Source organism: uncultured Friedmanniella sp., from assembly GCF_964244005.1.
GTDB lineage: Bacteria > Actinomycetota > Actinomycetes > Propionibacteriales > Propionibacteriaceae > Microlunatus.
On sequence record NZ_CAXTHG010000028.1, the window covers coordinates 1 to 19,758 of the forward strand.

The window sequence follows — 19,758 nt, forward strand, 5'->3', positions numbered from 1 at the left end:
CAGAAGTACGGCCGCGAGCCGATCTCGCTGCACACCCCGCTCGGCGAGGACGGCGACTCCGAGTTCGGCGACCTGATCGAGGACTCCGAGGCGGTCGTCCCGGCGGACGCGGTGAGCTTCACCCTGCTGCAGGAGCAGCTGCACGACGTCCTCGACACCCTCAGCGAGCGTGAGGCCGGGGTGGTCTCGATGCGCTTCGGCCTGACCGACGGACAGCCGAAGACGCTGGACGAGATCGGCAAGGTCTACGGCGTGACCCGTGAGCGGATCCGTCAGATCGAGTCCAAGACCATGAGCAAGCTGCGGCACCCGTCGCGCTCGCAGGTCCTGCGCGACTACTTGGACTGACCGGTCAGCCGATTCGGACAGTTTTGCGCTCATATCAGGGCCTGACACGCTGACCGTGGCACTGCATGGTGCTCTCGTCCAGAATATTGGGCTCGAGTTCGACGCGCAGCGCCAGGCCGATGCCGAGGCCGATCGGCAGGCACGGCCCGATGCGTTCGACCGCGAACGTGCGGAGACGTGGTAGCCGCAGGAAGCTGCGATCAAGGAAGCCGAGGATGCCGCCTGGCAGGCGTTGACAAAGGCAGTGACAGACGGCGGTGTCTGCCTGCGGTAGTTGTGCTGGGTCTTCCTGCGCTACGGTGTTCATATTGTCTATCCCACCTTGACTTTGTCTAGTAGATCTAGACAGATCTTATGAAGCGCAGGGCAGTCCTCAAGTCAATCAAGGCGGCAGCCGACAAGGCTGGCCTCACGTACAGCGAGGTCGAGTTGACCAACCACACCGGCATCATCGTCGGTGGCAAGCGGTCAACGATCGGTCGGCACAACGAGGTGGACGAGGTCACTGTCCTCAAGTTCTACAAGCAGTTTGAGGATGTCCTCGGTAAGGGGTGGTGGAAGTGACCAGGTACACGGTGCGTGCGGAGCGCTCCGGTAAGTGGTGGGCATTGCAGTGTGAGGAGGAGCCGGGGGCGTTGTCGCAGGTCAGTCGACTTGACCAGGCTGAGGAACACATGCGGGAAGCGATCGCGTTCGTGGCTGAGGTCCTCGAGGAAAGCGTCGAGGTCGACGTGATCCCGGTCATCTCGGAGTCGACTCGCCGGCACATGACGGCTGCGGCAGAGGCGAGAACCGAGTACGAGGAAGCGCAGAAGCGAGCGGCGCGAGAGTCTCGAGCGGCAGCGCGCGAGCTGGCGAAGGCCGGCCTCAGCATGCGTGATATCGGCAAGGTGATGGGCGTCTCGTTCCAGCGCGCCCAGCAGCTCGTCAAGGGATGTGGGCGCTCAACGGACTGAGCAGTGCCTCATTGCTGCCTGACGTACGCAGCGCCCCCCCGCCACTAACTCTGGCGGGGGGCGCTGTTGCCTGAATGCCACTGCCTTAGCCAGTGGCAGCCCGGCTCCGGGCGTTAGCCCCGCCATCACCGCGGCCTCGCGCCGATCAGCCGTAGCTCGACGCCTAAGCAGTCCTCGGGAAGGTCGAACCACTCCTGCCGAACTGGTCGGTGGCGTCGACCTGGAAGCTGCCCGTCATCACCCCAGGGCGACGCGGTGGCTGCGGTGATCTGCACCAAGTGTGAACCCGTCCGTCCGTCGCGGTGAAACTGACGCCACGACCAAGCCAAGTGGCTGCACGCTCGGCGTGCGCGGCGGCGTACTGCTCGTAGGTTGGTGAAGCCCGGGTCCTGGTCGACAGTCATGCCGCGCCGCCCGTCGACAGCCGCTGGGCCGCTACCCGGACTGAGTCCGACCGGTCGACGGCCGGCCGGTCCCCGTCAGGCGGCGAGGGCGCCGGCCGGGTCGATCAGCGCTCGCCGCCACACCGTCTCGGCTGCACCGAAGAGCACGGCGTCGTCGCCGAGCTCCGGCAGCGCCAGCCTCACCTGTTCGGCGGGGGCGGCGAGGGCGCCGGCGAACATGCTGTGCCGGACCTCCGACGAGACCAGGGGGTAGACCTCGCGGAGCAGCCCGCCGAGGACGATCAGGCCAGGGTTGAAGATGTTGACGACGTTCGCCAGGCCCGACCCCAGGTGTCTGGCGACCTGGCTGAGCAGTCTGGGCCCGTCCGGCCCGATCGCGTGCAGCGCCTCGACGAGGCTGTTCCGCGGCACATCGGCGCGCAGACCCAGGGCCCGGGCGACCGCCTGCCGGCCGATCTCGGTCTCCCAGCAGCCGACGGAGCCGCAGCGGCACCGTTGGCCTTCCCGGCCGACCACCACCATGTGACCGAGCTCGCCGGCGTAGCCGCCGGCGCCCACCAGTGGCTGGCCACCGATGATCACGCCGCTGCCGATACCGACGTCGCCCTCGACGAAGACGACGTCTCCGCAACCGCGGGCCACGCCGCGGAGGTGCTCGGCCAGCGCTCCGGCGTCCGCGTCGTTGACGACCTGCACGTGCGCCCCCGGCATCCGGCTCTCCAGCAGTCGTCCGAACGTGACGTCCCGCCAGCCCAGGTTCGGCGCGAAGCGCACGTTGCCGTCGGCGTCCCGGGTCACCCCCGGCACGGCGACGCCGAGTCCGAGGACCCGGCCGGGCGCCTTCGCTGCGAGCTCGGTGGCGATCGTGGTGACCAGCTCCGCGGCCGTCGTCGGAGCGCGGTCGGGCAGGGGGCGGCGGTCACGGCGCAGTACCGTCCCGCCCAGCCCGACGAGGGCGACCTCGACCTGGTCGACCTGGACCTCGCCCGCGAGCACCTGGGTGCCGAGCGCACACGGACGGACCACGGGGGACGGACGTCCCCGGCCGGTGTGACCAGCCCTGTTGTCGGCCACCAGCTGCTCGACCGCACCGAGCCGGGCCAGCTCGCCCACCAGGTCGGCCACGGTGCTGCGCGTCAGACCGAGCCGGTCGGTCAGCTCGGCCCGACGCATCGGCCCGTCGAGGTGCAGGTGGCGCAGCAGCACGGCCAGGTTCGTCCGCCGTACGTCCGGCGAGCCGGCGAGTGTCTCCCGGACGCTCATCTGCCACCGTCCCTCGGGCTATCGCCCGGTGGCTGCGGCGCGTCGGCGGGAGATGGCGTCGACGCTGGCCGCCAGCAGCAGTACCAGGCCGGTCACGATGAACTGGATCTCCGCCCGCTGGGTGATGAGCGGCAAGCCGTTCTGGATGACGGCGATCACCAGGCCGCCGATGATCGCGTCGATGATCCGGCCCTTGCCGCCGAACAGCGACGTCCCGCCGATGACGGCGGCCCCGACGGCGAGCAGCAGGGTCGAAGCACCCCCGGTCGACGGCGACACCGAGTTGGCCCGGGACGCCAGCAGCACGCCGCCGAAGGCGGCGAGGGTCGAGCTGATCATGAAGCAGGCGATCTTCACCCGGTCGACGTTGATGCCGGCACGTCGGGCCGCCTCGGCGTTGCCGCCGATCGCGTACACGTGCTGGCCGAAGCGGGTCCGCTTGAGCAGGAAGCTCAGCACGACGACGAACACCACGGCGATCGGCACGATCAGGGGTACGCCGCGCAGCGACTTGATGGCCGGGTTCACGGCTCGCTCGAGGTTGAACAGGTAGACGACCACGCCGAGCACCACGGCCAGAACGGCGATGCGCAGCCCAGGCAGCAACGGTGACGGGGTGGGCAGGCCGGCTTTGCGGCGCCGGGTCATCCCGAGGACCTCGACGAGCGCGTACCCGACGACGACGACGACCCACATCACCCAGCCGAGGGCGGGCGGCAGGTTGTCGTTCATCAGCGCCAGCACGAAGGGGTCTCGCACCGGGACGGTACCGCCGGTGCCGATGACGGTGAGCAGGACACCCTGCAGGGCCAGGAAGGCCGACAGGGTGACGACGAACGACGGGATGCCGAGCTTGGCCACGAGGAGACCGATCAGCAACCCGATGACCATCCCGACGACCAGGGCGGCGAGAAAGGCCGCCGGCCACGGCCAGCCCTTGAAGGTCAGCAGCACCGCGAGCGTGCCGGCACCCACGCCGGCGGTGTAGCCCGCGGACAGATCGATCTCGCCGAGCAGCAGCACGAACACCAGCCCCATGGCGATGAAGATGACCGAGGCGCTCTGGTTGAGCAGGTTGGCCCAGTTGAGCTTGGTGGCGAAGTTGTCGGGCCGCAGGATCGTGAACAGCACCACGAGGAAGACGAAGCCGGCGATGGCCGGCAGGGAGCCGACGTCGCCACCGCGGACGCGGGTCAGGTACTCGCGGGCGGCGCTGCCCAGGGTCGCCCCTTCGGGTATCTCCTGCATCGGTGTGGGGAGCTGCTCGGTGGTGGAGCTCATCGCAGCACCTCTCTGTCGGCGGTGAGACCCAGCTCGCCGCTGCGTCCGGTGGTGATGAGCTCGACGATCTGTCCGGTCGTGACGTCTTCGGCGCGGACCGTGGCGGCGAGCTGGCCCAGGTAGAGAGCGGCCACGGTGTCGGCGACCTGCTTGACGTCGTTCATGTTGTGCGAGATCAGGATGACCGCCAGACCGCTGTCCGCCAGTCGGCGCACCAGGTTCAGCACCTGCTCGGTCTGGGCCACGCCCAGGGCCGCGGTCGGCTCGTCCAGGATCACCAGCTTGCTGTTCCACAGCACCGCCCGCGCGATGGCCACGGTCTGACGCTGCCCGCCCGAGAGCCGGGACACCGAGGTGCGGACGGACTTCAAGGTGCGGACGGAGAGGCCGCGCAGCGTCTCCGACGCCCGCCGCTCCATCGTCGTCTCGTCCATGACGATCCCCGTCGTCTCCTCGCGGCCGAGGAACATGTTGTGGACCACGTCGAGGTTGTCGCACAGCGCGAGGTCCTGGTAGACGACCTCGATGCCCAGGTCACTGGCGGCCTTCGGCGACGTGACGTTCACCTCGCGGCCCTCGAAGAGGTACGTGCCGCCGTCGAAGGTGTGGGTGCCGGCGATGCCTTTGACCAGGGTCGACTTGCCGGCCCCGTTGTCACCGACGAGCGCGGTGACCTTGCCCAGGTAGCAGTCGAGGTCGACGCCCTTGAGGACGTCCACCGCCCCGAAGCTCTTGGTGATGCCCCGCAGGCTCAGCAGCGGCTCCTGGCCGTCGGCGAGCGAGCTGGAGGGTTCGGTCGTCATCGATCCTCCTGGATCTGGTGCGGAAAGGCCCTGGCCGTCCCGTCTCAGGAGGAGACGGAACGGCCAGGGCGAGCGGAATGGGTCAGGAGATGCCCGCGGCGGTGCAGGCCTTCTTCAGCGCCGCGGTGGTGCACACCTTGGCCGACGTCGTGTAACCGTCGTCGATGACCGACTTGACGTTGTCCTTGGTGATCCCCACCGGGTCGAGCAGGATCGCCTTCTTGCTGGAACCGGCCTTCGGGTCGTCGAAGGTCTGGGTGGCCAGCGCATCGGCTCCGGCCACGTCACCCTTGGCCAGCAGGATGCCGAGCTGGGAGGCGGCGTCGACCTCCTTCTGGACGGCCTTGTAGACGGTGTTGCACTGGGTTCCCAGCAGGATGCGCTGCAGGCCCTCGTCGGTGGCGTCCTGGCCGCTGACGGGGACCTTGCCCTGGAGTCCGTTGCGGGTCAGGACCGAGACCACGGCACCACCGAGACCATCGTTGGCAGCGGCGACGGCGTCGACCTTGCCGTCCTGCTTGGTGTAGATCTGCTCGAAGAGCCGGCCACCCTCGTCGTTGTTCCACTTCGGCACGGCCTGGTCGGCGACGACGTCGTAGCCCGCGTCCCGGATGACCTTGTCGTAGCCCTGCTTGAACAACGTGGCGTTGTTGTCGTCGGGCGAGCCGTTGAGCTCCACGATCTTGGGCGAGGTCGTGCCGTTGGCCTTGATGCAGCTGAGGAGACCCTCGCCGATGGTCTGGCCGACCTTGACGTTGTCGAAGGACACGTAGTACTTCGCCCCGCCGCCGAGGTTGGCGCGGTCGTAGTCGATGACCGGGATGCCGGCGTCGGTGGCCTTCTTGATCACCGCGCCGCCCGAGTCGGGGTCGATGCTGGTCATGATCAGGGCCTTCACGCCGGCGCTGATCATGCCGTCGGCGATCGTCTGGAACTGCGTGGCGTCGCCTTGGGCGTTCTGGATGTCGGCCTGGACGCCGGCAGCGTCGAAGGCCTTCTGGAAGGAGGGCCGGTCCGCGTTCTCCCAGCGGGCCGAGGACTCCGTGTCGGGCAGGATCACGCCGATCTTGCCGCTCACCGCGGCGGACGAGCTCGAGGCGGCGGGCTGGCCCGAGTCCGAGCCGCCCCCGCCGCAGCCGGCGAGGGTGAGGGCCGCAGCGGCGGCGAGCGTTCCGATGCCGAGCAGATGCTTGTTCATGGGTACGGACCTTTCTCGGGCCAGCCATGCTGCTGGACCCAGAGGGCGCATCGACAGATACGCCGAACGTGTCCGTCGTGCCCTCGCGCGCGCCCGCCGGCCGGTCGATCGTCCGGGAGGAGGCGCAGACCGCGTCAGCGTTGACGGTCTAAGTAGTGCGCGCAAACATAACAGGGCCCGGTCGCCCGTTGGCGCCCGCGGTCGTCACGGCTTCATAACTTTGCTTCTCGAGCTCTTGCCGTTTCGCCCTCGTCCTCGGCGGTCCAACCATCGACGGATGGTTCGAGACCCAGGGGCGGAGCGTCGCGGCCTGCCACCAGCAGCAGGCCGAACACTGTCACCCAGGTGCACAGACGAGCAGGATGCAGCGTCTGGACGGCGACATGCAGCGTGGGGCGGGACCGAGCCGGCGGCTGGAGCGCTCCGGTCACTGCCTGGCGAATCGGTATGCGCGTCACTTTCGGAGGCGCTACCGGCCCTTCGCCACGACTCCGTTGGGCATGTCCGTTTTCGGACATGACCAGAAGCGGACACCGGAGCGCAAACCCCTGCCGGTCCGGTCGTAGGTCTGGTGTACTTCACCACGGCAAGCTTGCTTGCCTGGGTGGGGCCGGCCTCGATCGGGGGGTCGTTGGCCGGCGCCGCCGAGGACGGGACCGACGCGTGCGTCGGTCCGGTCCGGCTCCCTCCGTGGCCGGGACCGCGGAGGGTCCGTCCTCGAAAGGTCTGTGATGTCGCTCAACCCCTGGTTGCTCATCGTGATCGTCGCGCTCGTCGCGGCAATCCTCGGCGCCGAGCTGCTCGTGCTGCGGCTCCCGCACCGGGTGAGGGTCAGACCGGGCGCGTGGGCACCGCCGGCCGAGCAGGAACGGCTGACCCGGATCCTCGCCCGCAACCCCAGCTACGACGAACGCACCGGCCTGACCAGCGACCGCGAGCTGGCTCGTTGGTTCGAGGACAACCGCCCCTGACCTCTGTCCGCCGCCGAGCCACTCGCGCGGTCCGGAGACGACACAGCCCCCCGCACCATGACGGTGCGAGGGGCTGGCGGCGTCTGGGAGGGGCTACTTGATGCGCTCGGACTCGTCGTGGATCTGCAGCGCCACCTGGCGCAGCTTGTCGGCGTGCTCCTTGCTGTGGTGGGCGCAGAAGAGCAGCTCGAACCCGCTGGCCAGCGTGACGCGCACGTAGGCCTGTGCCCCGCACCGGTCGCAGCGATCGGCGGCCGTCAACTCGGCGCCCTCGATGACTGTAGTGCTCACGGTCGGCCTCGTTTCCTGATGATCACGTGATCTTCATGTGGTGTCGGACTTGCCCCGGGTGGGGCCGAGCAGGTCGAACATCTGGCTGTCGGCCGTCCCCGGTGCCTAGTCAACATCGAACTTGGCTCTGATTGTTCCGGTTGGCCGTCTCGGACCCGTGTCTCTTGTGTAACAAATCCTCAAGCCGTTGGTAGACCCGGGTCCTGCCCTCCCATTCGGCAGCAACACCCGCTTGGACTGGTCAGCCTACGTGCGGGGTTCAAGGTCTTGCCGGCGGTACGCTCGCCGCGTGCCTGCCGCCAGTCCGACGCCTGAGAACCGCGACTACGAGGCGCGCCACCTGCTGGTCCTGGAGGGTCTGGAGGCGGTCCGGAAGCGGCCGGCGATGTACATCGGGTCGACCGACACCCGTGGGCTGATGCACTGCTTGTGGGAGATCATCGACAACGCGGTGGACGAGGCGTTGGGGGGTCACGGCCGCGAGATCGCCGTAGTCCTGCGGGGCGACGGCGGTATCACCGTGACCGACCACGGTCGCGGGATCCCGGTCGACCGGGAGCCGCGGACGGGTCTCTCTGGTGTGGAGGTGGTGTTCACCAAGCTGCACGCCGGCGGCAAGTTCGGGGCCGGCTCCTACAACGCCACCGGCGGTCTGCACGGCGTCGGCTCGTCGGTGGTGAACGCACTGTCGGCGCGGCTGGACGTCGAGGTCGACCGGCTCGGCGCGACCTGGGGCATGTCTTTCCGCCGCGGCGTGCCGGGCATCTTCGACGGCGACGGTCCCCAGGCGACGTTCACCGCCGGCGGACCGCTCCGCAAGCTCGGCCGAGCGCCCAAGGGCACGACCGGGACGCGGGTGACCTACTGGCCCGACCGGCAGATCTTCTTGCCCGGCGCCGAGCTCTCGCTGACCGACCTGCACAACCGGGCCCGGCAGACCAGCTTCCTGGTGCCCGGGCTGGCTCTGCAGGTGACCGACGCCCGGACCGACGAGGTCGCTGAGGAGACGTTCCGGCACGAGGGCGGGATCAGCGAGTTCTGCGAGTTCCTGGCCCCGGACCGCTCGGTGACCGACGTCGTCCGGCTGCAGGGGACCGACCGTTTCACCGAGACCGTGCCGATGCTGGACGACGCCGGTCACATGGAGCCGACCGACGTCGAGCGCGAGCTCGAGGTCGACATCGCGGTCCGCTGGGGCGAGGGCTACGACAGCCGCATCCAGTCCTACGTCAACATCATCGCCACCCCCAAGGGCGGCACCCACGTCGCCGGCTTCGAGCGCGCCCTGACCAAGACGGTGAGCAGCGTCCTCGTCGGCAAGCGGCTGCTGAAGACGGGCGAGGAGGTGACCAAGGACGACGTGCTCGAGGGGCTGACGGCCGTGGTCACCGTTCGGCTGGCCGAGCCGCAGTTCGAGGGTCAGACCAAGGAGGTGCTGGGCACGCCCGCGGTCAGCCGACTGGTGGCCAAGGTGGTCGAGCGCGAGCTGGGGGAGTTCCTGCAGTCGACGAAGACGGCGCTCAAGGCGCAGGCCCGGGCCGTGCTCGAGAAGGTGGTCGGCGCCTCGCGCGCCCGAGTGGCCGCCCGCGCGCACCGCGAGGCGCAGCGGCGTAAGAACGCGCTCGAGTCCTCGTCGCTGCCGGCCAAGCTCGTGGACTGCCGTAGCAGCGACGTCGACCGTTCCGAGCTGTTCATCGTCGAGGGCGACTCGGCGCTCGGGACGGCCAAGCTGGCCCGCAACGCCGAGTTCCAGGCACTGCTGCCGATCCGGGGCAAGATCCTCAACGTGCAGAAGGCCTCGGTCGGCGACATGCTCAAGAACCTCGAGTGCGCCTCGATCATCCAGGTCGTGGGGGCCGGGAGCGGTCGCAGCTTCGACCTCGACGCCGCCCGCTACGGCAAGGTCGTGTTCATGGCCGACGCCGACTCCGACGGCGCCCACATCCGCTGCCTGCTGGCCACGCTCTTCTTCCGCTACATGCGGCCGCTCGTCGACGCCGGGCGGGTGTTCACCGCCGTCCCGCCGCTGCACCGGTTCGAGCTGACCAACCCGCGCAAGGGCATGGCCAAGTACCTGTACACGTACTCCGACGCCGAGTACCAGCGCAAGGCCGCCGAGCTGACGAAGAAGGGCCTCACCTTCAAGGAGCCGCAGCGCTACAAGGGGCTGGGAGAGATGGACGCCGACCAGCTTGCCGACACCACCATGAGCCCCCGGCACCGCATGCTGCGCCGGATGACCGTCGACGACGGTCTGATCGCCGAGACGGTCTTCGAGATGCTGATGGGCAACGACGTCGGCCCGCGCAAGGAGTTCATCATCGACGGCGCCTACAGCCTGGACGCCGCAGCCATCGACGCGTAGCACTCCTGCTCGCGCTCGGTCCTGCTCTCAAGATCCGCTCTTCCGCACTCCATCACCGACGAGAAGCGTTTCGGCTCGCTCGCTCGTCCAGAGCGGACCCGAGCAGGACCTACCCGACGCTCGCAGGCAAGGCGCCGGGGTGTTGGACGGCCACGGCTCCGGCGGCGACGCCGGCCTCGCAGGCCCGGCCCAGGTCGTCGTCCGTGAGCAGGCTGGCCACCGCGGCTCCGACGAAGGCGTCGCCGGCTCCGGTGGTGTCGACGACGGTGACCTGGGCCGAGGCTCGCCGGCCGGTCCCGGCGGCGGAGGAGTAGGCCGCGCCCGCGTCACCGAGGGTGATGACCACCGAGCGGCAGTGCGTCTGCAGCAGGGCGAGCAGGTCGTCGACGTCGTCGCTAGGACGGCCGAGCTCAGCGGCAAGCTGGGCCGCCTCGTGCTCGTTGACCACCAGCGGGTCGCAGACCGCCAGCAGCTCTGCGGTGGCGGCGCGGTACGGGGCGAGGTTGTGCACGAAGCGCACGTCGGCGGCCGCTGCCCACGCCGCGGCCGCCTCGACGCAGGCCACGTTCAGCTCGCCCTGGGTGAGCACCACCCCGACGTCGGACGTCCGGTCGAGCGCGGCGGTGACCTGGGCGGGCGCCAACGCGGCGTTCGCGCCGCCGACGATGACGATGCAGTTCTCGCCGGAGCTGTCGACCAGGACGGTGGCACCGCCCGACTGGACGTCGGGCAGCCGGCTCAGCTCCTCCAGCACGACGCCACGGCGGTCCAGCTCGGCGGTGAGCATGTCGCCAGCCTGGTCGGTGCCCACGGCGCCCACGATCAGGCAGGGGGCTCCCGCCCGGACCACCGCGCACGCCTGGTTGGCACCCTTGCCGCCCGCCGAGACGTGGGAGGACGTCGCCGCCACGGTCTCGCCGGGGCCCGGGATGCGTTCGACGTGCAGGGAGGTGTCGGCGTTGACCGAGCCGACGACGACGACTCGACTCATGCCGGCCGCCTCAGGTCGAAGCGACGGTCGGCGGTGATCTCGTAGTACGCGCTCGGGCCGCCGCCCCGGACCACGGGCCTGGCCGCGGTGGTGTCGTAGACGCCGTCGACGATCAGCGCCTCGTCGACGTGCACGGCGACCACCTCACCGAGAGTGAGCCAGGTGTCGACCGGGGTGCCGTGCCGGTCGGACAGCTGGATCAGCTGGGTGGAGACGCACTCGAAGCTCACCGGGGCACCGGCTACGCGTTCCGGGGCCACCTCGACTGAGGGTGCTCCCTCCAGCCCCGCGAGCTCGAACTCGTCCACCTCGCTGCCCACGCTGGCCGAGCTGACGTTCATCGCCTCGGCCTGGTCGCGCCCGACCAGGTTCCAGGTGAACTCGCCGGTCTCGGCGATGTTGAGGACCGAGTGCTTGTAGCCGGTGCTGCTGAAGCCGACGATCGGCGGGGTGTAGTTGAAGGCGTTGAAGAAGCTGTACGGTGCGAGGTTGCGGACGCCGGCGGCGGACAGGCTGCTGATCCAGCCGATCGGCCGGGGCGCGACGATCGCGTTGAACGGGTCGTGCCGCAGCCGGTGGCCCTCGGCCGGCCGGTAGAAGTGCGTCACCTCAGAGCACCTGGGTGAGCGTGCCGGTGTCGACGTCGTAGAGGAAGCCGCCGACGAGCGCGCGGCCCTGGACGTGCGGGTGCTCGCGCAACGCCGTCACGTCCTCCAGCAGCCGGGCGTGCTGGTCGGTCGAGGCGCCGATCCGCAGGTCGCTGAGGTCTTCGCCGGTCGCATGACGCACCTTGGCCACGATGTCGGCGTCCTCACCGCTGGCCATCGCACAGCGGGTGTGCGGCACGACCAGGATCCGCGTCACCCCGAGCAGGTGCACCCCGAGGACGCAGCCGACGAGCGCGTCCGGGGTCAACCGGCCGCCGGGGGTACGGATGATCTTGGCGTCACCGATGCTGAGCCCGATCATCTGCAGCGGCTCGATCCGGGAGTCCATGCAGGTGACCATGGCTACGCCCGCGCGGGCGATGCCGTCGAAGCCGCCGTGGGTGAATCCGGTCGCGTACGCCGCGTTCTGGGTCAGGAGGTCGGCGAAGCCACCGGACGGGGCGCTCGGATCGGTCACGGCAGCAGCCTAGAGGGGCGGACTGACAGTCCGGCGTTCAGGCCCGCGGCGAGGAGATGGCGGCGATCGGCTGGCTGGCCGGGGTTCCGGACCCGTCGCGTCGACCCTCGGCCGGTGGCAGCTCGACCGGCGCTCCGCTGGCCGCGGCCGCCACCGCCGGGGCCGGCCCCGCCCAGGCCCGCAGCAGCACGTCCTCGCCGCGCAGGAAGCGGTGGCAGCGGACCCCGCCGGTCCCCCGCCCCTTGGCTGGGTACTCCGCGAAGGGCGTCACCTTGACCGTGCCCGCATCGGTACCGGGCAGGGCGGCCGAGCTGCCCGCCACGGTGACCACCAGCGCCTGCTCCGCCTGGTCGGGGGCCGCGACGGCCCCGAAGAACACCGCAGCGGACCCCGGGGACAGCTTGATCCCGGCCATCCCGCCGCCGGAGCGGCCCTGGGGCCGAACCGCAGCCGCCGGGAAGTGCAACAGCTGGGCGTCGCTGGAGACGAACACCAGGTCGACGGCGGCGCTGGTCAGCTCCAGCGCCCCGACCAGCCGGTCGCCGGGCTCCAGCCGGATCACCTCCCACACGTCCCGGGCGAGCACTTCCGGGTTGACCCGCTTGACGACCCCGGCCGCGGTACCGAGCGCAAGCCCGAGGGACTGCGGGTCCAGCGTGGTCAGGGCCAGCACCTGCTCGTCGGCGGCCAGGGTGACCAGCTCGCTGACGTGCGTACCGCCCTGCAGGTTGGGGGCGCTCGCGGTCGTCGGCACCGTCGGCAGGTCGAGGGCGCTGATCTTGACCAGCCGGCCCGCCGAGGTGATCACACCCAGCTCGCCCCGTGCGCTGCTGATGATCACGCTCTGGATCACGTCGTGGTTGGTGCGCTCACCGCTTGCGGGCAACGGATCCGCGTGCGCCGTCCGCGCGAGCAGGCCGGTCGAGGACAGCAACACCCAGCACGGGTCGTCGGCCACCTCCAGCGGGGCCGCCGCCGTGGTGACCACGCCGCTGGCCGCGAGCAGGATCGTCCGCCGGGGGCTGCCGTGGGTCTTGGCCATCGCCGCCAGGTCGTCGCCGACGATCGACCGTAGCCGGTCCCGGTCGTCCAGGATCGCCGTCAGCTCGGCGATCTCGGCGGTCAGGGTGCCGCGCTCGGTCTCCAGCTCCAGCGTCGAGAACCGGGTCAGCCGGCGTAGCGGCATCTCCAGGATGTAGTTGGCCTGCAGCTCGCTCAGCTCGAACGCCTCCCGCAGCCGGGACCGGGCGGCTGCGGTGTCGTCGCTGCCCCGGATGATGGCGATCACGTCGTCGATGTCGAGGATCGCGAGGAGCAGCCCCTCGACCAGGTGCAGCCGGTCGTTGGCCTTGCGCCGGGCGAACTCGGTCCGACGCCGGGTGACCTCGTAGCGGTGCTCGAGATAGACGCGCAACAGCTCGCGCAGACTGAGCGTCCGCGGCTGGCCGTCGACCAGCGCCACGGCGTTGATCGCGAAGTTGTCCTCGATCTTGGTCAGCTTGTACAGCTGCTCCAGCAGCGCTTCGGGATTGAAGCCGTTCTTGACCTCCACCACCAGCCGGGTGCCGTTGGTGGTCAGGTCGGTGAGGTCCTTGACGTCGGCGATGCCCTGCAGCTTGCGGGCGGTGACCAGGTTCTTGATCTGCTCGATCACCCGCTCGGGCCCGACCATGTACGGCAGCTCGGTGATCACGATGCCCTTGCGGCGCGGGTGGACCTGTTCGACCCGGGCGCTGGCCCGGACCCGGAACGAGCCCTTTCCTGTGTGGTAAGCATCTCGGACCCCGTCGAGCCCGATGATCTTGCCGCCTCCTGGCAGGTCGGGGCCGGGGATGAAGCGCATCAGCTCGTCCACGGAGGCCTCAGGGTGGGTGATCAGGTGCCGGAGCGCCTGCACGACCTCGACCAGGTTGTGCGGCGCGCAGTTCGTGGCCATGCCCACCGCGATGCCGCTCGCCCCGTTGACCAGCAGGTTGGGGAAGGCCGCGGGCAGGACGGTCGGTTCGACGTCCTTGCCGTCGTAGTTGGGCTTGAAGTCGACGGTGTCGTCGTCCAGCCCGGCGGTCATCGACAGGGCCGCCGGCGCCATCCGGCACTCGGTGTAGCGCATGGCGGCCGGTCCGGAGTCCAGCGAGCCGAAGTTGCCGTGGCCGTCCACCAACGGCAGCCGCATCGTCCACGGCTGGGCCGTCCGCACCAACGCGTCGTAGATGGCCGTGTCCCCGTGCGGATGGTAGAGGCCCATCACCTGGCCGACCACCCGGGCGCACTTCACGTGGGCGCGGTCCGGCCGGACGCCCATCTCGTTCATCGCGTACAGGATGCGGCGCTGCACCGGCTTGAGGCCGTCGCGGGCGTCCGGCAGCGCGCGGGAGTAGATGACGGAGTAGGCGTACTCGAGAAAGCTGGTCTGCATCTCCGAGGAGACGTCGACGTCGAGGATGCGCTCGACGAAGTCGTCCTCAGCCGGGGCCGGGGTGCGGGGACTACGCGCCATGCTCGCTCACAGGCGCGATTCTGCCCGAGCCGACCCCTGGGGCTCGGCAACCTCTCACCAGGTGAAGTCGGAGTCGCGGAACTCGTTCTCGGCCCGGTCGGTCCGGGCCTCCTCGGCCTCACGCAGCTCCACCCGGCGGATCTTGCCGCTGATCGTCTTGGGCAGGTCGCTGAACTCGAGCCGCCGGACCCGCTGGTACGGGGCGAGGTGCTCCCGGGCGTGGCCCAAGATCGCGCGCGCGGTGTCGGCGTCAGGAGCATGGCCGGCGGCCAGGATCACGTACGCCTTGGGTACGGCCAGTCGGATCGGGTCGGGGGCGGCGACCACGGCCGCCTCGGCGACCGCCGGGTGCTCGATCAGCACCGACTCCAGCTCGAACGGGCTGATCTTGTAGTCGCTGGACTTGAACACGTCGTCCGCCCGGCCGACGTAGGTGAGGTAGCCGTCCGCGTCGCGGCTGACCACGTCGCCGGTGTGGTAGACCCCGCCGGTGAACGACTCGGCGTTCAGCTCGTCGTCGAAGGTGTCGGCGGTGGACTTGTAGCCCTTCATCAGCGCGACCGGGTGGGGCTCCAGCACCAAGCACAGCTCGCCCTCGGTCTCGCTCACCTCACCGGTGGCCGGATCGACCAGGACGACGGCGTAGCCCGGCAACGGACGGCCCATCGAGCCCAGCTTGACCGCCGCCCCGGGCGGGTTGCCGACCTGAGCCGTGGTCTCGGTCTGGCCGTAGCCGTCCCGGATGGTCAGTCCCCAGGCGTTGCGGACCCGGTCGATCACCTCGGGGTTGAGCGGCTCGCCGGCCGACAGGCACTCCCGCAGCTCGGTCTGCGTCCTCGCGAGATCGGTCTGGACCAGCATCCGCCACACCGTGGGCGGGGCGCAGAAGGTGGTCACCCGGCAGCGGACCAGCACGTCCAGCAGCTCGGCGGGGTCGAAGCGGGCGTAGGTGTAGACCAGCACCGTCGCGCCGGCCAGCCAGGGCGTGAAGAAGTTGCTCCAGGCGTGCTTGCCCCAGCCGGGGGAGGAGATGTTGAGGTGCACGTCGCCCGGCCGCAGTCCCATCCAGTACAGGGTGGACAGGTGCCCGACGGGATAGGACGTCTGGCTGTGCTCGACCAGCTTGGGCAGCGCCGTCGTGCCCGAGGTGAAGTAGAGCAGCACCGGGTCATCGCCCTTGCTGACGCCGGGCAGGTGCCGGTCGGTGTGCTGGAAGTCCTCGACCCGGGCGTAGTCCAGCCAGCCCTCAGGCACATCACCGGCGCCGCTCGCGTCGATCCCCAGCCGGCCGAGCGGCACCTCGAGGTCGGCGAACTTGTCGGCGTCGCGGACGTCGGCCACCAGCAGCCGGGCGTCGCCGCGGCGGACCCGGTCGGCGAGGTCGGTGGCTGAGAGCTGAGGTGTGGCGGGGATGAGGACCGCCCCGAGCCGGATCGCGCCGAGCATCACCTCCCACAGCGGGACGACGTTGCCGAGCACCACCAGCAGCCGCTCACCCCGACGCAGCCCCAGGTGGTGCAGGTACTGCGCGACCGCGACCGACCGGTCGGCCAGCTCGCGGTAGGTGAGCCGGGTCTCGCGGTCGCCGTCGACGACCCAGAGGGCCAGCCCGTCCGGGTTCTCCTCGGCCAACCCGTCGAACCACTCGGTGGCGAAGTTGAAGAGCGGGAGCTCGGGCCAGCTGAACCCGGCGTAGGCGACGTCGTAGTCGTCTCGGTGCTGCACCAGGAAGTCGCGGGCCGCGCGCAGGTGTCGGTTCAGCGACGGCAGCGTCATGACCGCGACGTTACCGCTAGGCCCAAGTTGTCAGAAACCAGTTGTCCTCTGGGACAACTGCGTTCTGACAAGTCGGTCGAAACGGGGGGATCAGGAATGGGCGAGGCGGACGTCGGGGGCGCCGAGCCGGGCGGCGTCGGCGGAGAGGTCGTCGGGCTGGTGCTGGGACTCCCGTTCGGCGGCGACCCGCAGCCGGTAGTGCTCGACCTCGCGGGAGACGTCGGCCTCGCTCCAGCCCAGGACGGGGGCCACCAGGGCGGCGACCTCGGGGGCGGCGGCCAGCCCCCGGTCCCAGGTCTCGATCGAGATCCGGGTCCGGCGGGCCAGCAGGTCGTCCAGGTGCAGGGCGCCCTCGTGCGAGGCGGCGTAGACGGCCTCCACCCGCAGGTACTCCTCGGCCCCGGCCAGCGGTACGGCGAGGTCGGGCTGGGCGCTGATCAGCTCGAGCAGCTCCGGGATCAGCGACCCGTAGCGGTTGAGCAGGTGCTCGACCTGGCCGAGCCGCAGCCCGGTCTGCTCGGCGAGCAGCGTCCGCGCGTTCCAGAGCCCGTGGTACCCCTCCGCCCCGATCAACGGCACGTCCTCGGTGCACGAGGCGGGCACGAGCTGCGGCAGCTCCCGGACGACGGCGTCGACCGCGTCGGCGGCCATCACCCGGTACGTCGTGTACTTGCCGCCCGCCACCATGGTGAGGCCGCGGACGGGCGAGGCGACCGCGTGCTCGCGCGACAGCGTCGAGGTCGAGTCGGACTCCCCGGCCAGCAGCGGCCGCAGCCCGGCGTACACGCCGACGACGTCGTCGCGGGTCAGCGGGTCGGCGAGCAGCGCGTTGGCGTGGCCGAGGATGTAGTCGATGTCGGCCTGGCTGGCTGCGGGGTGGGCCCGGTCGAGCTGCCAGTCGGTGTCGGTGGTGCCGAGGATCCAGTGCGCGCCCCAGGGCACGATGAACAGCAGGCTCTTCTCGGTCCGGGTGATCAGCCCGCTCCGGGCGTTGATCCGGTTGCGCGGCACCACCAGGTGCACGCCCTTGGACGCCCGTACGGTGAACGGAGCGCGACCGCCGACCAGCTCCTGCAGCTCGGCGATCCAGACGCCGGTGGCGTTGACCGTCTGCTTGGCCCGGATCTCCAGCTCACGTCCGGACTCCAGGTCGCGGACCCGGACCCCGGCCACCCGGTCGGCCTCGCGCAGGAAGCCGATCACCCGGGCGCTGTTGGCGACCGCGGCCCCGTACAGGGCGGCGGTCCGGGCGATCATCATCGTGTGCCGGGCGTCGTCGACCTGGCCCTCGTAGAACTCGATCGAGCCCCGCAACGTCTGCCGGTTGGCGGAGGGGAACGCCTCGAGGGTCTTGCGCCGGCCGAGGTGGCGCAGGTGGTGCGGGACGCCGCGGCCCGCACCCATCAGGTCGTAGACGCCGATCCCCAGACCCGCGTACGCGCGGTCCCAGACCGGCCGCTGCAACGGGTAGAGGAACGACACCGGCTTGGCCAGGTGCGGGGCCAGCCGGTTCAGCACCAGCGACCGTTCCTTGAGGGCCTCGAACACCAGGTGGAAGTTGAGCTGTTCGAGGTAGCGCAGCCCGCCGTGGAAGAGCTTGGTGGAGCGGCTCGAGGTGCCGGCGGCGAAGTCCCGCGCGTCGACCAGCCCGACCTTGAGACCCCGGGTCACTGCGTCGAGGGCGGCACCCGCGCCGGTCACCCCGGCGCCGATCACGAGCACGTCCAGCTCCTCGGCCGCCATCCGGTCCAGGGCCGCCGCTCGGGCCGCGGGGCTCAGCGGGGCAGTGGTGGTCAACAAAGTGGGCAACCTCTTTCAGCGTCCGGGTCGATTGGCGCGGTGCCGTCTGGACTGCCGAGGGAGGAAGACTGCACCCGAAGCGCCGGTCGGGCCCGGCGCCTATTAGACACTGACCCAGTCCAGTGTGCGTGAGACCGCCTTCTGCCAACCCGCGTGCCCCGCCTGTCGCTGCTCCGCGGTGATCGCCGGGGTCCAGTGGCGGTCCTCGTGCCAGTTCTCGCGCAGCTCCTCGGTCGAGGACCAGAAGCCGACCGCCAGACCGGCGGCGTACGCCGCGCCGAGAGCGGTGGTCTCGGCGACCTGCGGCCGGCTGACCTCGACCCCGAGCGTGTCAGCCTGGATCTGCATGCAGAGGTCGTTGGCGGTGACGCCGCCGTCGACCTTCAGCACCTCCAGGTGGACGCCGGAGTCGAGCTCCATCGCCGACACGACGTCGCAGCTCTGGTAGCAGATCGCCTCCAGGGTCGCCCGCGCGATGTGCGCGCCGGTGTGGAAGCGGGACAGACCGACGATCGCGCCCCGGGCGTCGGAGCGCCAGTGCGGGGCGAACAGGCCCGAGAACGCGGGGACGAAGTAGATGCCGGCCGCGTCGTCGACCTCGCGCGCCAGGGTCTCGGAGTCTTCCGCGCCACGGATGATCTTGAGCTGGTCGCGCAGCCACTGCACGGCCGAGCCGGTGACCGCGATCGAGCCCTCCAGCGCGTAGACCGGCCGGTCCTCGCCGAACTGGTAGCAGACGGTGGTCAGCAGGCCGTTCTTGGACCGGGTCAGCTCGTGGCCGGTGTTGAGCAGCAGGAAGTTGCCCGTCCCGTACGTGTTCTTGGCCTCGCCCGCCTCCAGGCAGACCTGGCCGACCATGGCCGCCTGCTGGTCGCCGAGCACGCCGCCGATCCGGACCTCACCGCCGAACGGGCCGTCCCCCCGGGTGCTGCCGTACGCCTCGGCGTGCGACGAGGGTCGGATGGTCGGCAGCATCGAGCGCGGCACGCCGAAGAAGCCGACCAGCTCCTCATCCCAGTCCAGGGTCTCGAGGTCCATCATCATGGTCCGGCTCGCGTTGGTGACGTCGGTGACGTGCTGGCCGCCGTCCACGCCGCCGGTCAGGTGCCACAGCAGCCAGCTGTCGGTCGTGCCGAACAGCGCGTCGCCCGCCTCGGCCGCCTCCCGGAGCCCGTCGACGTTCTCGAGCAGCCACTGCAGCTTGCCGCCGGCGAAGTAGGGTGCCGGCGGCAGTCCGGCGCGGTGCCGGATGACGTCGCCCCGTTGGTCGCGATCCAGCGCCGCGGCGATGTGGTCGGTCCGGGTGTCCTGCCAGACCAGGGCGTTGCTGTACGGCTCGCCCGTGTGCCGGTCCCAGACCACCGTGGTCTCGCGCTGGTTGGCCAGGCCGACTGCGGCGAGGTCGCCCGCCGTGAGCTCGCAGGTGCGGAGCGCCTCGACGATCACCTGCTCGGTGTTCGCCCAGATCTCGGCGGCGTCGTGCTCGACCAGGCCCGGTCCGGGCATGATCTGGCGGTGCTCGGTCTGCGCCCGGCCCACCTCGCGGCCGTCGTGGCCGAAGATCATGCACCGGGTGCTGGTGGTTCCGTGGTCGATTGCTGCGACGAAGTCGGCCATGACTGTGACCTTAGTGTTTCCCACTGGGCGAGGCGCCTGGTGACCGGGCACTCCGGACGCGGCGGACGACGC

18 protein-coding genes are annotated in these 19,758 nt (G+C 70.3%); 5 read left to right on the plus strand and 13 right to left on the minus strand.

Features of this window, described 5'->3' with window-relative positions; all coding sequences use genetic code 11:
* On the plus strand, positions 1-348 hold a 348-nt coding region (locus ACFE76_RS16140), incomplete at its 5' end, for a sigma-70 family RNA polymerase sigma factor (RefSeq protein WP_375432795.1).
* Between the two features lie 34 nt (positions 349-382).
* On the opposite strand, the gene ACFE76_RS16145 is transcribed toward ACFE76_RS16140, so the two are convergent.
* Positions 383-655 carry a hypothetical protein gene (locus tag ACFE76_RS16145; RefSeq protein ID WP_375432796.1) on the minus strand — a complete coding sequence of 91 codons (273 nt, stop codon included), beginning with the start codon at positions 653-655 and terminating at the stop codon, positions 383-385.
* A 47-nt stretch (positions 656-702) separates the two neighbouring features.
* Between ACFE76_RS16145 and ACFE76_RS16150 the strand changes: the two genes are divergently transcribed.
* A complete protein-coding gene (locus tag ACFE76_RS16150; protein ID WP_375432797.1) occupies positions 703-912 on the plus strand; it encodes a ribonuclease PH in 210 nt (69 codons plus the stop codon).
* The gene (locus tag ACFE76_RS16155; RefSeq protein ID WP_375432798.1) at positions 909-1,304 is read left to right on the plus strand and encodes a hypothetical protein; all 396 of its coding nucleotides are present in this window, start codon (positions 909-911) and stop codon (positions 1,302-1,304) included. The genes ACFE76_RS16150 and ACFE76_RS16155 overlap by 4 nt, the downstream gene beginning before the upstream one ends.
* 479 nt (positions 1,305-1,783) lie before the next feature.
* Here ACFE76_RS16155 and ACFE76_RS16160 read toward each other — a convergent pair whose 3' ends face one another.
* From ACFE76_RS16160 to ACFE76_RS16175, 4 genes are all read right to left on the minus strand, one after another.
* Positions 1,784-2,971 (minus strand): ROK family protein, encoded by a 1,188-nt coding sequence (locus ACFE76_RS16160; protein ID WP_375432799.1) that lies wholly within the window; start codon positions 2,969-2,971, stop codon positions 1,784-1,786.
* An 18-nt stretch (positions 2,972-2,989) separates the two neighbouring features.
* Entirely contained in the window at positions 2,990-4,252 is a 1,263-nt protein-coding gene (locus ACFE76_RS16165; protein ID WP_375432800.1) for a sugar ABC transporter permease, read from the minus strand.
* Positions 4,249-5,055, minus strand: a complete 807-nt coding sequence (locus tag ACFE76_RS16170; RefSeq protein ID WP_375432801.1) for an ATP-binding cassette domain-containing protein — start codon at positions 5,053-5,055, stop codon at positions 4,249-4,251. Before ACFE76_RS16170 ends, ACFE76_RS16165 begins: the two co-directional genes overlap by 4 nt.
* Before the next feature lie 82 nt (positions 5,056-5,137).
* Complete coding sequence (locus ACFE76_RS16175) at positions 5,138-6,253, minus strand: sugar ABC transporter substrate-binding protein (RefSeq protein ID WP_375432802.1); 1,116 nt, start codon at positions 6,251-6,253, stop codon at positions 5,138-5,140.
* A gap of 731 nt (positions 6,254-6,984) precedes the next feature.
* Between ACFE76_RS16175 and ACFE76_RS16180 the strand changes: the two genes are divergently transcribed.
* Entirely contained in the window at positions 6,985-7,224 is a 240-nt protein-coding gene (locus ACFE76_RS16180) for a hypothetical protein (protein ID WP_375432803.1), read from the plus strand.
* A 93-nt stretch (positions 7,225-7,317) separates the two neighbouring features.
* On the opposite strand, the gene ACFE76_RS16185 is transcribed toward ACFE76_RS16180, so the two are convergent.
* Positions 7,318-7,515: a hypothetical protein gene (locus ACFE76_RS16185; RefSeq protein ID WP_375432804.1), complete on the minus strand. Its 198-nt coding sequence runs from the start codon at positions 7,513-7,515 to the stop codon at positions 7,318-7,320.
* Between the two features lie 289 nt (positions 7,516-7,804).
* On the opposite strand from ACFE76_RS16185, the gene ACFE76_RS16190 reads away from it, so the two are divergent.
* Positions 7,805-9,880 (plus strand): type IIA DNA topoisomerase subunit B, encoded by a 2,076-nt coding sequence (locus ACFE76_RS16190; protein ID WP_375432805.1) that lies wholly within the window; start codon positions 7,805-7,807, stop codon positions 9,878-9,880.
* 109 nt (positions 9,881-9,989) lie between these two features.
* Here ACFE76_RS16190 and ACFE76_RS16195 read toward each other — a convergent pair whose 3' ends face one another.
* From ACFE76_RS16195 to glpK, 7 genes are all read right to left on the minus strand, one after another.
* Positions 9,990-10,871 carry a ribokinase gene (locus tag ACFE76_RS16195; protein ID WP_375432806.1) on the minus strand — a complete coding sequence of 294 codons (882 nt, stop codon included), beginning with the start codon at positions 10,869-10,871 and terminating at the stop codon, positions 9,990-9,992.
* Positions 10,868-11,479 (minus strand): flavin reductase family protein, encoded by a 612-nt coding sequence (locus ACFE76_RS16200; RefSeq protein WP_375432807.1) that lies wholly within the window; start codon positions 11,477-11,479, stop codon positions 10,868-10,870. Before ACFE76_RS16200 ends, ACFE76_RS16195 begins: the two co-directional genes overlap by 4 nt.
* A gap of 1 nt (position 11,480) precedes the next feature.
* The gene (locus tag ACFE76_RS16205) at positions 11,481-11,996 is read right to left on the minus strand and encodes a beta-class carbonic anhydrase (RefSeq protein WP_375432808.1); all 516 of its coding nucleotides are present in this window, start codon (positions 11,994-11,996) and stop codon (positions 11,481-11,483) included.
* Between the two features lie 37 nt (positions 11,997-12,033).
* Positions 12,034-14,493: a DNA topoisomerase (ATP-hydrolyzing) subunit A gene (locus tag ACFE76_RS16210; RefSeq protein WP_375432809.1), complete on the minus strand. Its 2,460-nt coding sequence runs from the start codon at positions 14,491-14,493 to the stop codon at positions 12,034-12,036.
* 54 nt (positions 14,494-14,547) lie between these two features.
* Positions 14,548-16,269, minus strand: a complete 1,722-nt coding sequence (locus ACFE76_RS16215; protein WP_375432810.1) for an AMP-binding protein — start codon at positions 16,267-16,269, stop codon at positions 14,548-14,550.
* Positions 16,270-16,359: 90 nt separating this feature from the next.
* Complete coding sequence (locus ACFE76_RS16220) at positions 16,360-18,066, minus strand: glycerol-3-phosphate dehydrogenase/oxidase (RefSeq protein WP_375432811.1); 1,707 nt, start codon at positions 18,064-18,066, stop codon at positions 16,360-16,362.
* 105 nt (positions 18,067-18,171) lie between these two features.
* Entirely contained in the window at positions 18,172-19,686 is a 1,515-nt protein-coding gene (gene glpK, locus ACFE76_RS16225; protein WP_375432812.1) for a glycerol kinase GlpK, read from the minus strand.
* Between the last annotated feature and the right edge of the window lie 72 nt (positions 19,687-19,758).